Annotated in this window: 15 protein-coding genes; 6 read left to right on the top strand and 9 right to left on the bottom strand. The window is 64.5% G+C overall.

Annotation, left to right across the window (positions count from 1 at the left end):
* The coding region (locus tag VFB05_RS15825; RefSeq protein WP_325013674.1) for a hypothetical protein at window positions 1–382 on the bottom strand (382 nt) is incomplete at its 3' end.
* Between the two features lie 233 nt (window positions 383–615).
* Window positions 616–1506: an LLM class F420-dependent oxidoreductase gene (locus VFB05_RS15820; protein ID WP_325013673.1), complete on the bottom strand. Its 891-nt coding sequence runs from the start codon at window positions 1504–1506 to the stop codon at window positions 616–618.
* 106 nt (window positions 1507–1612) lie between these two features.
* Between VFB05_RS15820 and fgd the strand changes: the two genes are divergently transcribed.
* From fgd to cofC, 4 genes are read left to right on the top strand one after another with little or no spacing between them, the layout of a single operon-like run.
* Complete coding sequence (gene fgd / locus VFB05_RS15815; protein WP_325013672.1) at window positions 1613–2617, top strand: glucose-6-phosphate dehydrogenase (coenzyme-F420); 1005 nt, start codon at window positions 1613–1615, stop codon at window positions 2615–2617.
* 17 nt (window positions 2618–2634) lie between these two features.
* Window positions 2635–3408: a coenzyme F420-0:L-glutamate ligase gene (cofE, locus tag VFB05_RS15810; protein ID WP_325013671.1), complete on the top strand. Its 774-nt coding sequence runs from the start codon at window positions 2635–2637 to the stop codon at window positions 3406–3408.
* Entirely contained in the window at window positions 3405–4355 is a 951-nt protein-coding gene (gene cofD / locus VFB05_RS15805; protein WP_325013670.1) for a 2-phospho-L-lactate transferase, read from the top strand. Before cofE ends, cofD begins: the two co-directional genes overlap by 4 nt.
* Entirely contained in the window at window positions 4352–5029 is a 678-nt protein-coding gene (cofC, locus tag VFB05_RS15800; RefSeq protein ID WP_325013669.1) for a 2-phospho-L-lactate guanylyltransferase, read from the top strand. Before cofD ends, cofC begins: the two co-directional genes overlap by 4 nt.
* Here the strand turns inward: cofC and cofH are convergent.
* A complete protein-coding gene (gene cofH, locus VFB05_RS15795; RefSeq protein ID WP_325013668.1) occupies window positions 5026–7389 on the bottom strand; it encodes a 5-amino-6-(D-ribitylamino)uracil--L-tyrosine 4-hydroxyphenyl transferase CofH in 2364 nt (787 codons plus the stop codon). The two genes, cofC and cofH, sit on opposite strands and share 4 nt — an antisense overlap.
* 122 nt (window positions 7390–7511) lie before the next feature.
* Between cofH and VFB05_RS15790 the strand changes: the two genes are divergently transcribed.
* Window positions 7512–8465: a TIGR03619 family F420-dependent LLM class oxidoreductase gene (locus VFB05_RS15790; protein ID WP_325013667.1), complete on the top strand. Its 954-nt coding sequence runs from the start codon at window positions 7512–7514 to the stop codon at window positions 8463–8465.
* Between the two features lie 24 nt (window positions 8466–8489).
* Here VFB05_RS15790 and VFB05_RS15785 read toward each other — a convergent pair whose 3' ends face one another.
* The 4 genes from VFB05_RS15785 to VFB05_RS15770 form a co-directional block, all read right to left on the bottom strand.
* Window positions 8490–9344: an LLM class F420-dependent oxidoreductase gene (locus VFB05_RS15785; RefSeq protein WP_325013666.1), complete on the bottom strand. Its 855-nt coding sequence runs from the start codon at window positions 9342–9344 to the stop codon at window positions 8490–8492.
* Window positions 9345–9403: 59 nt separating this feature from the next.
* Window positions 9404–10360, bottom strand: coding sequence for an LLM class flavin-dependent oxidoreductase (locus VFB05_RS15780; protein ID WP_325013665.1), 957 nt, complete (start codon window positions 10358–10360; stop codon window positions 9404–9406).
* 61 nt (window positions 10361–10421) lie between these two features.
* Window positions 10422–11453 carry an LLM class flavin-dependent oxidoreductase gene (locus VFB05_RS15775; RefSeq protein ID WP_325013664.1) on the bottom strand — a complete coding sequence of 344 codons (1032 nt, stop codon included), beginning with the start codon at window positions 11451–11453 and terminating at the stop codon, window positions 10422–10424.
* A gap of 52 nt (window positions 11454–11505) precedes the next feature.
* Window positions 11506–12543: an LLM class F420-dependent oxidoreductase gene (locus VFB05_RS15770; protein ID WP_325013663.1), complete on the bottom strand. Its 1038-nt coding sequence runs from the start codon at window positions 12541–12543 to the stop codon at window positions 11506–11508.
* 145 nt (window positions 12544–12688) lie between these two features.
* Here VFB05_RS15770 and VFB05_RS15765 point away from each other — a divergent pair, with 145 nt between their 5' ends.
* On the top strand, window positions 12689–13150 hold the full coding sequence (locus VFB05_RS15765) for a nitroreductase family deazaflavin-dependent oxidoreductase (protein ID WP_325013662.1): 462 nt from the start codon (window positions 12689–12691) through the stop codon (window positions 13148–13150).
* A gap of 75 nt (window positions 13151–13225) precedes the next feature.
* Here the strand turns inward: VFB05_RS15765 and VFB05_RS15760 are convergent, their stop codons facing one another.
* Both VFB05_RS15760 and VFB05_RS15755 read right to left on the bottom strand, forming a co-directional pair.
* Window positions 13226–13483: a hypothetical protein gene (locus VFB05_RS15760; RefSeq protein WP_325013661.1), complete on the bottom strand. Its 258-nt coding sequence runs from the start codon at window positions 13481–13483 to the stop codon at window positions 13226–13228.
* 126 nt (window positions 13484–13609) lie between these two features.
* Complete coding sequence (locus VFB05_RS15755) at window positions 13610–14320, bottom strand: SOS response-associated peptidase (RefSeq protein ID WP_325013660.1); 711 nt, start codon at window positions 14318–14320, stop codon at window positions 13610–13612.
* Window positions 14321–14495 lie beyond the last annotated feature (175 nt).

Here is a 14495-nt window from a genome sequence, read left to right as displayed (position 1 = left end):
CCGCCTTAGCACACTTGCTGCAGCGGAGACGGCTGGCCAGGTCGTGGACTAGGGTCGTTGGCGGATGGCACAGCGCGACCAGCTCGACGTCCCGCTTCGTCCTGCAGCGCGAGCACTCGATTTCCAGCCATGAGTACCCGCCGTTGATAGCTTGATCCACGGTGGGCGACGGATCGATCGGGCCGCCGTCGGCCCACATCTTCTCGTTCCAGGATTCGCACAACAGCTTGTCGGCCATCCGGATCAGGGCCTCACCTTGGGCCCTCGCTTCGCTCGCTTGCGAGGCGAGGATCGTCGTCATTGCGCGGGATTTCCGCAACTCCTTGGCGAGAGCCTTGCGGTCCCCTCCGGAAAGGGGAGTGGGGTGGTGCTTCGGAGGCATGCGCCGGGCCCTACGACATCTCGTTCCTGGGCCAGCAGCCGTCTTCCTCGTGACGCCCGGTCCGCTGCGTGCAGGTGTTGTCGAGCAGCCGCTGACCGATGTCTTTCCAGATCGCGTCCGCACTCGCGAAGACCCGCCTGCAGCCTGTCCACGCGGACGGCGATTTCACCGCTCGCGATCAAATGCTCGCCGCGCTCGCCGATACCTGAGGCGCCGGTCTCTTGCCGCCTCACTCAGAGCAGATCGGCGACTGCGTTGCGGTAGCGGCGCATGGCCTCGACGTGATCGGTCATGCTCCGGCCGGCCATGCGCTTGTGGTGATAGCCGCCAAAGGTGTTGTGCAGCGTGACATGCGTGACGCCCGCCTTCTTCCAGAAGCCGATTTCCTCGCGCCAGTCCTTCTCAGAGCCTGTACCGGTTGAGGTCCAGACTTCGAGGCCGACCGAGGCTGGATCGCGTCCCTCGGCCTCTACCAGGCGGCGCAGCTTGTCGAACTCCGCGACCGCCTTGGGGCCGGGCGGTTCGGACAGCATCATCCAGCCGTCGCCCCACTTTGCGATCCGCTGCAGCGTCACGTCCATGTGACCGCCGAACCACAACGGAATTTTGCGGCTTGGTGGCCGGGGATTGATGCCGGCATCCGTGAGGCGGTGCCACTTGCCTTCGAAAGTAACGTAGGGATCCGCCCATAGCGCCTTCATCACCTGGACCTGCTCCTCGGATCGCTTGCCCCTGTTGTGGAAATTCTCGTTGAGGCCGACGAATTCCAGTTCGTTCCAGCCCACGCCGATGCCGAACCGGAAGCGGCCGCCGCTGAGCACGTCGAGACTGGCCGCCTGCTTGGCAGCCAGCACCGTTTGACGCTGGGCGAGAATCAGCACCTGGGTCGACAGTTCGACCTTTTTCGTGCAGGCGGCGATGAAACCGAACGCCACGAAGGGGTCGTGGAACAGGCCGAGCCCACCCGCGCGGCCGCTGGCGGGGTTCGCCGGGTTGCCGCCGAGCACGTGATCCGCCAGCGTCAGACCTTCGTAACCTTCCGCCTCGGCGAGCTCAGCAAATTCACGTACGATCGGCCCATCGCCACCGATGTCGCCGAAGGGCAGGGCAATTCCGAGATGCATGGTCGCTCCCTTGCTTTAGCTGGTTACTGGGTTCCCGCTAGTCTATAGATTTCCGCGACGGGTACCATGGCATCGGCATGGGCCCGCGCCAGCGAGGAAAGGTGCGGTGATCAAGCTCGGATACAAGGCATCGGCCGAGCAGTTTGCGCCAGACAAATTGCTCTCCTTCTCGTGTCTTGCCGAGGAGGTCGGTTTCGATTCGGTCTTCATCAGCGACCATTTTCAGCCATGGAAGCACGTCGACGGCCATGCGCCGTTCTCATTGACGTGGCTGGGCGCACTGGGCGCCAGAACGTCGCGCGTCGTGATCGGCACCAGCGTGCTGACGCCGACGTTCCGCTACCATCCTTCCATCGTGGCGCAGGCGTTCGGCACAATGGGCGTCATGTTCCCGGGACGTGTCGTGCTCGGCATCGGCACCGGCGAAGGATTAAACGAAGTGCCTTCGACGGGCCAGCCTTGGCCGGAATTCAAGGAGCGCTTCGCTCGCCTGCGTGAAGCCGTCACACTGATCCGGACGCTCTGGACGCAGGAGCGGGTCAGCTTCGAAGGGCAGTATTATAAAACGGATAAGGCGACCATCTACGACCGCCCGGACACGCCGGTGCCGATCTATGTCGCAGCCGCGGGTGCGCTCGTGGCACGTTATGCCGGCCGCTCCGCCGAGGGCTTCATCTGCACCAGCGGCAAGCAGCCGGAGCTCTACACCGAGACGCTGCTGCCGAAGGTCGCCGAGGGCATCGTGGCGTCGGAGGATCCCGCGCGGCCCTACGACCGCATGATCGAGGTCAAAGTGTCGTTTGACACCGACAAGGTGCGAGCGCTCGAGGATACGCGCCACTGGGCGGCGCTGGCGCTGACGCCTGAGGAAAAGATGAGGGTAGAGGATCCCGTCGAGATGCAACGACTCGCCGACACGCTGCCGCTGGAGCGCGCCGCCAGTCGATGGATCGTGTCCAGTGACGCCGACGAGCACGTCGAGCGCATCGGCTACTATGTCGGTCTCGGTTTCCGGCATCTGGTGTTCCACGCACCTGGGCCGGACCACGCGCGCTTCCTGAGACTTTACGCCGAGCACGTGTTGCCGCGGCTGCGCAAGCGTTTCGGTTGAGCGCGCAGGATCGGCTAATGAAACGCAGTGACGCCGTCGAGATGCTTGCCGTTCCCGGCATTCCGCTGGTGCGCAAGGATGATGATCTCGTCGCCCTGATCGGCGAGGGGGTGGCGCGGAGGGGCATCGTGCCACGTGGCGGCGACGTGTTCGTGCTGACGCAGAAGATCGTGTCCAAGGCCGAGGGACGCATGGTCGATCTTGCGACCGTCGAACCCTCGACCGAGGCAATTGAACTCGCCGGCAAGATCCAGAAAGATCCGCGCCTCGTCGAGCTGATCCTGTCGGAATCGGTGCGCGTGGTGCGGGCAAGGCCGAACGTTCTGATCGTCGAGCACCGACTGGGCTTCGTGATGGCCAATGCGGGCATCGATCAGTCCAACGTGGCTTCGCCTGATGAGCCCCAGCGAGCGCTGCTACTGCCGGTCGACCCCGACGGCAGCGCCGAGATTTTGCGGAGGCGGCTGTCGCTAAAGTTCGGCGTGCCGTTGGCGGTGATCATCAGCGACAGCTTCGGCCGTGCCTGGCGGCGCGGGACCTGCGGCGTCGCGATCGGTGCGGCCGGCCTCCCGTCTCTGATGGACCTGCGTGGCTCGCCCGATCTGTTCGGGCGCGAGCTTCAGGTCAGCATCACCGGGCATGCAGACGAGATCGCTGCCGCTGCGTCGCTCGTGATGGGGCAGGGTGCCGAGGGCCAGCCTGTGGTGGTCGTGCGCGGTCTGACATGGCGCGGCCCCGACAACGCTGCGTCCGAGCTGGTGCGCCCGGCTGAAGAGGACATGTTTCGATGAGCAAACGACTTGTCCTGGCGTTGTCCGGCGGGGTCGGCGGCGCCAAACTGGCCCTTGGTCTGAGCCGCGTCTTGCCGGCCGACGAACTGCTTGTGGTCGCCAACACCGGCGACGATTTCGAGCATCTTGGATTGAGTATCTCACCCGATATCGACACGCTGACCTACGTCCTCGCCGGCATCGACAATCCCGTCACCGGCTGGGGCCGGCGCGACGAGACGTGGTCGTTCATGGACAGCATCGGCGCGCTCGGCGGCGAGGACTGGTTTCGGCTCGGCGATCGCGATCTCGCGCTGCATGTCGAACGCACCCGTCGCCTGCGCCTTGGGCAGACATTGTCTGAGGTGACTGCCGACATCTGCCGGCGCCTCGGCATCGGTCCCCGCGTGGTGCCGATGAGCGATGACCGCGTGCGGACCCGCGTGCGCTCCGACACCGGCTGGATCGACTTCCAGGACTACTTCGTACGCCAGCAGTGCCGGCCGGTTGTCCATGAACTGGCTTTCGACGGCGCGACGCTTGCCCGGCCGCAAGCCAGCATGGTGGCGGCGTTGCGCTCGGGTGACGTCCGGGCCGTGATCATCTGCCCGTCCAATCCCTTCATCAGCGTCGAGCCGATCCTGGCAATGCCCGGCATGCGCGATGCGATCAAGGCGAGCGCCGCGCCGGTCGTTGCGGTGTCGCCAATAATCGGCGGGCAGGCCGTCAAGGGTCCGACCGCGAAGATGATGCGCGAACTCGGCCTCGAGGCCAGCGCCGCCGGGGTCGCCGCGCGCTACGGCGACTTGCTCGATGGCTATATCGTCGACCACGCCGACGCCGCTGGGATCGGAAATGTCGGTGCGCGGGTCACGGTCGCCCGAACCCTGATGAAAAGCCTGCAGGACAGAGAGATGCTCGCGCGCGTAACACTTGACGCTGCGGACGCACTGGCCTTGCAGCGATGAGCGACATCTGGGCGGTCATTCCGGTCAAGGAGTTCGATGGCGCCAAGCATCGGCTATCGAGCCTGCTCGTTCCGTCAGAACGCCGTCTCCTCGCCGAGACCATGCTGACGGACATGCTTGAGGCCGTGACCCGCTCCCGACTTCTCGCCGGCGTGCTGATCGTCACGCTTGATCCACACGCGACGGCTCTTGGCGAAAAAATCGGTGCTCGCATCGTGACCGAGGGAGCGCGGGACGGGCATACCGGCAGCGTGAACGCCGGTCGCCACCTTCTCACACGCGAAAGGCGCGATGGCATGATCACAATGCCCGGAGACATTCCAGCCACCCGCTCCGGCGAGATTGATGCAGTGTTATCGGCGCATCTTGCGGCACCTGCTTTCACGATCTCGCCGGCGCATGACGATCTCGGATCCAATGCCGTGGTCTGCTCGCCGCCGGAATCGGTCCCGCTTCGCTTCGGCGACAACAGCTATTTTCCGCACCTTGATGCGTCGCGCCGTCAGGGCATCGAGCCGACCGTGATCCGTCAGCCCGGAATTGCGACGGATATCGACCATCCGGTCGATTTGGCGCTTTTCCTGCGGCTGCCGCAATCAGCGGGCACTCGCACTCGCGCGCTGCTCGAGGAGCTTGGCGTGCGCGCGCGGCTGGTCGACCTTGGCATCACCTAACCGACCTGCGCTCTGTTGCGCGGCGGCGTCAGCACGATCGGCTCCAGGTCGGTCGCGATAACGGATGCTGCTCGGCGATCCTCTGGCGCTGGCCGATAGAGGGTGTCGCGCTGCATTGGTTCGCGGCCAATCGACCGGATGAGCGCTTCCATCTCGTGCGGCGGCAACTCCTGGCCGTGCTGAGTGCCGGCGGCGCGCGAGATGCTCTCGTTCATTAGCGTCCCACCAAGATCGTTGGCGCCCGACTTCAGGCAAACCGCAGCCCCCGCCGGCCCCATCTTCACCCAGGAGGTCTGGATGTTGGGAATCAGCGGATGCAGGGCCAACCGCCCGACCGAATGCATCATCACGGCTTCGCGGAACGTTGGGCCAGGTCGCGCCATGCCGAGGCGGTACATCGGCGCTTCCATGTGGACGAAGGGAAGTGGCACGAACTCGGTGAAGCCGCCGCTCTCGGCCTGCAAGTCACGTAGCGCGAGGAGATGTTTCGCCCACGAGTTCGACGTTTCGACGTGCCCGTACATGATGGTCGAGGTGGTGCGTAGTCCCACCCTGTGAGCGGCGCGCTGGACATCGAGCCATTGTTCGGTGTTGATCTTGTCGGGGCAGATGATGGCGCGCACCTCATCGTCGAGGATTTCGGCCGCCGTTCCGGGCAGGGTGCCGAGACCGGCCGCCTTCAGCTTTGCGAGGAACTCGTTGATCGGCAGTCCGAGCGTGGCGGCACCTTGCGTCACCTCCAGGGCCGAGAAGGCGTGGACGTGCATCTCGGGGACGACCGCCTTGATCGCGCGGCAGATCGCTTCGTACGTGGCGCCGGTGTAGTCGGGATGAATGCCGCCCTGCAGGCACACTTCCGTCGCCCCGCGATCCCACGCCTCGATCGCGCGACGCGTAATTTCCTCGATGGCGAGATCATAGGGTGCACCGCGCAGATCCTGGTGCGTGCGGCCTTTCGAGAAGGCGCAGAATTTGCACCGGAAGTAGCAGATGTTGGTGTAATTGATGTTGCGATTCACGACGTAACGCACGGTGTCGCCACTGACCGCGCGTCGCAGCGCGTCGGCAGCCTGCGTGACGTACCGGTAGTCGGCGTCGCGTGCCGCAAACAGGCGCACAATGTCGTTTGAGGCAAGACGTTCGCCCGATGTGGCGCGCGCGACGATTCTCGCGATGCGAGCATCGACGACCCGGGCAAGCACCGGCAGCGCCGGAGGCCGCTTGGTGTTGCCCGGTGCCCAGTCGTCGTCGCGCGCGAAGCCTTCGGCGTCGCTCATGCGCCGCACGCGGATGGCGACGTCGGAAGCCAGCCACTTATCGGCAACGCGCGCATAGGCCGGGTAGACGGGCAGGCGGTTCACCAGCAGCTTGCCGGCGTCCGCACTGTTGCGGGCGAGTTCGGTGATGGCAGGCCACGGCGCTTCGGGGTTCACGTGATCGGGCGTGACCGGCGAGATGCCGCCCCAGTCGTTGAGCCCGGCGTCGATCAGCTTTTGATAGACTCCGGGCGACAGGTTTGGCGGCGCCTGGATATTCATCTCCGGCCCGAGGATCAGCCGCGCCGTCGCGATGGTCCACAAGAGATCGTCGAGATCAGGCTCCCCGGAATCAGCGAGCTTGGTGTCGGGCTTGGCCCGAAAGTTCTGAATAATCACTTCCTGTATATGCCCGTGGGCGGCGTGCAGATCGGCAATCGCCTCCAGCGCGTCGATCCGCTCGTCGCGTGTCTCGCCGATTCCGATTAGGATGCCGGTCGTGAATGGCACCTTCAGTTCGCCGGCCAGACGCAGGGTCTCCAGCCTGGCGGCAGGATGCTTGTCGGGAGAACCGTAGTGCACGCCGCCCTGCCTGCAGAGCCGCTCGCTGGTGGACTCCAGCATGATGCCCTGGCTGGCTGTCACCTCACGCAAGTCGGCGATCTCCTCGCGCGTCATCACGCCGGGGTTGGCATGCGGAAGCAATCCGGTCTCGCGCAGCACAAGCGCGCACATCGCGGTGAGATAGGAGATCGTTGTTTCGTGGCCGAGCGCCTTCAGTGCGTCGTGTGCGGCCTGGTATCGCAACTCGGGCTTGTCACCCAGCGTGAACAGCGCTTCGGTGCAACCGGCGGCGGCTCCGTCGCGTGCGATGGCGAGCACCTCGTCGGGTGAGAGGTAGACCGGCTTGCCCGTGCGCGGCACTTGCGCGAACGTACAGTAGTGACAGACGTCGCGGCAGAGTTTGGTGAGCGGGATAAAGACCTTGCGCGAGTAGGAGATCAGCCGGCCGTGCGCGGAATCGCGCAGGGCCGCGGCTTCTGCCATCAGTTCGGCCAGCGGCGCCTCGAACCGCCGCCGTATCGCCTGCCTAGTCGCCGTCATAATCTGTCTTTTCCGTCCTCAGAGAATCGCATGTCGTCGCGCGACGCGCTTGCCGCCACCCGCCGGTAGCCGCATGGTGTCGCATCGACGCGAGCGATGCAATACGAGGAGGGACGCAACAAATGCTGATCGGCTTCAACGCACCGACCGCCGGCCGCCTGTCGGCCGCGAACAACCTTTCGAAGATCGTCGTTGGCGGCGAGGCGCTGGGCTTCGACTACGCGACGTTCAGCGACCACGTCGTCATTCCGACCGCGATCGCGGCGGAGTATCCCTACAGCGCCTCCGGGGAATTCCCAAGCGGCACCCGCGGCGAGCGGCACGAACAGCTGACGGAGATCGCCTGGATCGCCGCGAAAACGACCCGCCTGCGTCTGGTGACCTCGGTCATGGTGGTTCCGCATCGGCCAGCCGTCCTGACCGCCAAGATTCTGTCGACCATCGACGTTCTCTCGGGTGGCCGGCTGACGCTGGGTATTGGTGCAGGCTGGATGCGTGAGGAGTTCGAGGCCATCGATGCGCCTGATTTCGATGCCCGCGGAACGGTGACCGACGAATATGTGCGCGCCTTCGTTGAACTCTGGACGAGCGAGAGCCCGAAATTCGACGGCAGGCATGTCCGGTTCTCGAATATCAGTTTCGAGCCGAAGCCCGTGCAGAAGCCGCATCCGCCGATCTGGGTCGGAGGCGAGAGCGGTCCGGCGCTCCGACGAGCTGCCCGTATCGGTGATGCCTGGTACCCGATCGGGACCAACCCGCAAAATCCGCTCGATAGCTTGACGCGCTACACGATTCAGGCGGCGCGCCTGCGCAAGATGATCGTCGAGGCGGGGCGTGATCCCAAAGCGGTAGGCCTGAGCTTGCGCTGCACGGTGTTCGGTGAGACCGCGCCACTTCAAGCGAGTGATGGGGAACACCGCCTGTTCGCTGGTCCGCCGGCGCTTGTCGCCGCCGATATCAGGGCGCTCCGCGACATGGGTGTCGGCTGCATCGATTTCGGATTTGGCGGCTCGACAGCCGACGAAGTCCTCGCGGGCATGCAGAAATTCAGGGCCGAAGTCCTGCCGCTAGTTTAAACTAACAGCCATTCTTGCGAACGATCAGCTGCCGACCTGGCGGATCAAAGTCGCCCACCGGTCGAGCTCCGGCAGGATCGTGTCGGCCTTGCCGGAATCGAGGCTGACGACCACGCGTGAGACGCCGTCGTCGCGATCGCGCTTGAGCAGATCGAGGTCTTCCTTGGCGCCCCAGATTGTGATCGGCACGGACGCGGGATCGCGGCCCGCTTCGGCGGTCATTTCCCGGAACTTCGGCAGCAGGGCCTGCACATCCGCATACTGGGTGCGTGAACGGTGAGGCATCCAGCCATTGCCGTAGTGCAAGGCGCGCCGCGCGCCGTACGGGAAGGCACCGCCGACGATGATCGGCGGATGCGGCTTCTGAAACGGCTTCGGCCACGCCATCATCGGCTCGAAGTTCACGAACTCGCCACGATACGCGGCCTTTGACTCAGTCCAGATCACCTTCATGGCCTCGATACGCTCGCGCGCGAGCTTGTGCCGGCTCGCGAAAGCGGTGCCGTGGTTGGCCATCTCGTCCTCGTTCCAGCCATTGCCGACGCCGAACAGGAAACGGCCGCCGGATATCTGGTCGATCGAAGCGACCTGCTTGGCGGTCTGGATCGGGTCGCGCTGAGCGACGAGGCAAATGCCGGTACCGAGCAGCAGCGTTTTGGTTACCGCCGCAGCCGCACCCAGCACCACGAACGGGTCCATGACGTCGTAGTATTTCTTCGGCAGATCGCCGCCGCTGGGGAAGGGCGATTTGCGCGTCAACGGGATGTGGGAATGTTCGGGCACCCAGAGGGAATCGAAACCACGGTCCTCCAGCGCCCGCGCAAGCTCGGTTGGCGACATCGAGTAGTCGGTGAAAAACATGGCTCCGCCGATGCGCATCGTTCTCTCCCTTGTGGCGTCGCTCGCGGACCCCTTGGCCGGAGGCGAATTTTGTGTCGTTATCTATCGGTCGTAGTGTCCTTTGGACGTTTCGGCCACGGCGTCTGCGCGCGCGGCAGCACTTGCTCGGTCAGCAGTCGGGTCTGGTCCAGGATGGCGTCGTCATCGCTGCCCAGCGGCCGCAGGATGAACTTAGACGCGCCGGCGTCGACGTATTCGGCGATGCGCGCAACGATCATGTCGGCGCGGCCGACCACGAAGGCGTGCATGGCGTCGCGTCCGGTGCGCTTAGTATAGGCATCCATAGCCTTGCCGATGCCAGGCGCATCCCGGCTCCCGAAGAAGAACGCAAATCCGGCGCCGTAATGATCTTCGTCGATTGTTCGGCCGGCTTCGGTGGCGGCGGCCTTGATGGCGGCCACCACGCGGCCGGCCTCGGCCGGCGCCTCGCCGCCAGCCAGCCAGCCGGTACCGATGCGCGCCGTGCGGCGGATTGCGGCGTCGCTCGAGCCACCGATCCACATCGGCAGGTCGGGCTGTACAGGCTTCGGCGCAATGGTGACGCCATTCAGTTTGTAGAAGGCGCCTTTGAAGTCGACCGACTCCTCTCGCCAGAGGCGGCGGATGATCTCGAGGCATTCGTCGGTCTTGCGGCCTCGTGTCTTGGCGTCGATGCCGAGCGTCTGCCATTCGGGCGCCAGCGGGCTGCCAATGCCGAAGGACGGCAGCAGGCGGCCTTCGGACAGCATGTCGATGGTGGCGCACTGCTTGGCCAGCAGCACCGGGTCACGAAAGCCCAGCGACACGACGTTCATGCCGAACCGCATGCGCCGCGTGCGCCCGGCCAGGGCCGCCATCGTGGTCATCGATGCAAGGAATGGCTGACGGCTGACGATCCGATCGGTCGGCCAGATCGAATCCACGCCGCCGGCCTCACACATGTCAATCCAGCGCCAGTAGGCCGCGGCGCTGGAAAACGGAAAGTCCGCACAACCCAGTCCGATCGCGATCCCCATGCGCGGTCCTTCTATTGTTTGCGCATGATCTTCTCGGAAAACCGTTTCAAACTTTTCCGGATCATGCGCTGGCCGCCGCGGCTGCGGCTTTGACGCGTGGCGCGACGTCGCTCACGAAGCGCTCGAGACTAGCGTTCATCTGGTCTGGCCGCATGCCGGGCGGCACCGCCCAGGTGACAAGGTCGGTGATGCCGTATTCGCGCACGAAGGATGTCAACTCCCTCACGCAATGCTCGACATTGCCGACCACCCATGTCTGCGGGATGCTGGCCTCCCGCGTGTTGCCCGAAACGCCGCCGGCAGCGCTCTCGTCCTTGTTGAAGCTGCGATAGACTTGGCCGCGATAACGCTCGGCGGCACGCACGGCCGGCCAATCTCGTTCGGCGTCGTCGGTTACGAGGCAGGAGCGGATGATGCCGACGCGATAGCTCTCGGGGTTGCGGCCGGATGCCTTCAGTGCCGCGCGCCACGGATCAAGCACCATCGACCGCGCGCCCTGCGGCAGGAAGTTGCTGTCATTGCGTGCTGCGCGCTGTGCGCCGGGCTCCGACATCGCAGCGATCCAGAGCGGCGGGCCACCCGCTTGCACGTAACGCGGCCTGATCACCACGTCGTCGAAATCGTAGCGCTTGCCATGGAAACTGAACTTCTCGCCGGTGAAGCAATGGCGCAGCAGCTCGATGCCTTCGTCCGTCAGCGACACACGGCGCGAGACGGGCAGACCGAAGCCGCGGAATTCGTGCGGCGCGTAGCCCATGCCGACGCCAACCTCGATGCGCCCGTTGCTGATATTATCGAGCACGGCAAGGTCCTCCGCCAGACGCAGCGGATGATTGAACGGCAGCAGGCAGACATCGCTCGATAGCCGCACATGCTTGGTCCGCGCGGCGATCGCGCCCGCCATCGGTACCCAGGACGGCAGGTAGCCATCATCGAGGAAGTGGTGCTCCGTGAACCACACAAGATCGAGGCCGAGCCTGTCAAGCATGACCACCTGGTCCATGATCGCGGCGTACAGGCTCGGCATGTCCATGCCGGAATCCGGGGTGTTGCGGAAATCGTAGACGGTGCCGACGCGAAGTGGTGGACGCATGATGCTTGTTTCCGCTCATCGGGACGTCTGCGTGGATCAGCTCGCTTGCATCTCAGTTTAGCCGCGCGGCCTCGGCCATCACCTCGATGGCCTCGGGTTGGCTGGATCGCACGCTGAGCGAGTCCGCCCCGCTGTCCTCCCAGGCGCGGTAGCGTTCGCGGATGCGCGCGGGTGGGCCGACCAGCGATCTCAGGTCGACGCGCTCGTCGGGCACGGCGGCGATGGCCTCTTCCTTGTGGCCGGCGAGGTAGAGTTCCTGGATGCGCTTGGCGGCGTCACCGAAACCGCGCCGAACCACGACGTCGATGTGAAAATTCTTGGTCTGGTGACCCATCCCGCTGACATAGAGCGCCACCTCCGGCTTGAGCCGTGTCAGCGCCGCTTTGACGTCGCTGTCGACCTCCACATGGACGGAGGCCTGGATGGTGAAATCCTTCAGCCTCTTGCCGTTGCCCGCTCGGCGGAAGCCTTCATCGAGCCACGGGCCGTGCTCCTCCATGGCGCCCGGCACGAAACCGATCGGCAGCCAACCATCGGCGATTTCAGCGGTCAGCTTCACCATCGATTCACCACCGGTGGCGAGATAGATCGGGGTATCGGGGTTCATGTGCAGGATCGATTTCAGCGGCTTGGCAAGTCCAGCGGAGTCCTCGCCCTTGTAGGGCAGGCTGATCTCTCGGCCTTCATGCGTGACGGGTCCTTCGCGCTTGAAGATCTTGCGCATGATCGCGACGTAGTCCTTGACCCCACAGTAGGGCTTCCCCCACGGCTGGCCGTACCAGCCCTCGACGATCTGTGGTCCCGAGACACCAAGGCCCGCGATGAAGCGGCCGCCGCCGGCCATCGCGTCGATGGTGGCGGCGGACATGGCTGCGTTGGCCGGCGTGCGGGCGGCGATTTGCATGATGCCGGTGCCGAGCTTGATGCGGCTGGTGCTGGCGACGAGGAACGCGAGTGGCGTGATCGCGTCGGAGCCATAGGCTTCGGCAGACCAGACGAAGTCGTAACCGAGCTCTTCCGCTCGCTGCACCAGTGCGACCGGCACCTCCAGATGTGCGCCCGAATAACCGATTGACAGACCAAGCTTCATCGCCATGTCCTCCGGAGCGGAGGATACGAGGGGGCGCGTCGCTTGAACAGTGCCGGCGAGGGCGGGAGACTGCCATGAAGGTCGGTTGATTTGGCCGATACCGCGCCCGATGGTATGGTGTCGTGCAGCTTTAACGGAGGTCTCAATGGCTGACGCGAAACTCGCGCCGAACTTGCCGGACTGGATGCTCGAGCACGCGAACCGCTATCTTGCGAGCGGCGGAACCGACGGGCATATGTTCACGGTAACCTTGCCCGAGCGAGGTAAGATCACGGCACCAGCATTGCTGCTGACCACCGTCGGCCGCAAGTCTGGCGATAAGTTTATATTCCCGCTGTTTTATGGAACGGAAGGTGGCAGTTACTTCGTAATTGCTTCAAGCGGAGGCGCGCCCCAGCATCCCGGGTGGTATCGCAACATTCTCGCGAACCCCGATGTCGAAGTGCAGGTCGGGACCAAGAAAATGCACGCGAGGGCCAGGACAACGGAGGGCGAGGAGCGCCTCCGACTTTGGAAACAGGCGCTCGAATTCTGGCCGCCCTATGCGGACTATCAACTCAAGACCGAGCGTGAGATACCGGTGGTCGTGCTGGATCCAGTCCAGTAGTGACCAAGCGTATCGGATTGCTCGGTGACCGCCGCGGACCTCGCGATCAGCAGCCCTGGGCGCTAATCGATATCCTCAGGAGCACTCGGGACAGGTATCGCCGATCGATGTCAGGACCTCCTGGATTTCGGCGATCGCTGCCTCGGCGGAGATATCAGGCGGCGGATCCCGACGGGCGACCTCGATGGCGCGCTCACGCGCATACGGGTCGGCGCGGTCCTGCATCCAGCCGTGCTCTTCGCATTCGCGGATGGCGCCGGCTTCCAGCAGCACGGAGATCGCCCAGCCGCGCAACGTCCGGATCGCCGGTCGCCTCTCCCTCGTCATCAGCATCGAACCACTCCTGCCAGGGACGAATCCTTCGTACCCTCTCGCTGTTCCGCGCAGTTAGCACAGGGCAGGGATTCGGAATCGCGGTGGCGGCCGCTTGTCCACCTGTTCCGCCGAGCTGTGGACGAGCTAGGCAGCCATCGCGGGATCTTCCTTCTCCCCGGTCGCGACAATCCGCAGCGAGCCGTCCGGGAGCGGGCGCTGCAGCGGCCTGGCCTCGTCCCACGGCGCGCGCATCCAGATGTCGTATTCTTCCGCCGTGGTCAGGATCACTGGCATCGCCTTCGGATGGACGCGGGCCACTTCGACGTTCGGCTCGCAGGTAAGAAACGCAAAGACGTCGGCGGTGATCTCGCCTTCCTTCGCCTTACGCACGCTGGTCCAGTTGGTCCAGAGCCCGGCGAACGCCAGCAAGGGCCGGCTCTCGTCCCGAGCGAACCAGACCGGCACTTTCCTGCCATCGATCGTGTCGTACTCGGAGAAGCTGGTGAATGGCACCAGGCAGCGATGCTCGGGACCCAGCCAACGCTTCCAGTGTGCGCTGTTCACGTTGCGGATGTTGGTGGTGCCGCCATCCGGCTCGATGCGGAGCAGCTCCTTGAAGTCGACCGGCTTGCCCTTGGCTTCGAGCTTCTGGGCGCGCTTCTTGGTGGCATCCATCAGAGCCCGCTGCGAACTCGGCATGCCCCAACGCGCCATGGCAATTTCCCGTCCCTCGTCCGCGTTGCGGACGATCGGCGCCGGGTAGTCCGGAAAGATGCCGGGCATCGAGGGCAGATTGCCGACGCGGATGTTGAGAGCGCCGAACAATCGACGAATCGCGTCGACGTTCTTGGTCATGCTGTAGAGATTATGCCGACGTCGGCATAACCTCTATTATGCCGACTTCCAGATTATGCCGATCAGTGTGGGAGAGCGAGCTTTCGTGGCGGTAACTGCCGCTAGAATGTCGGCATAATCCAATCGAGCTGGTACATCTCGGACCGCTGAGAGCGATTGTCGGTTTCTCCGTTGG

Source organism: Bradyrhizobium sp. (assembly GCF_035652035.1).
Lineage (GTDB): Bacteria > Pseudomonadota > Alphaproteobacteria > Rhizobiales > Xanthobacteraceae > Bradyrhizobium.
The sequence above is the reverse complement of the archived record's forward strand: the minus strand, read 5'-3'. Positions and strand labels throughout refer to the sequence as shown.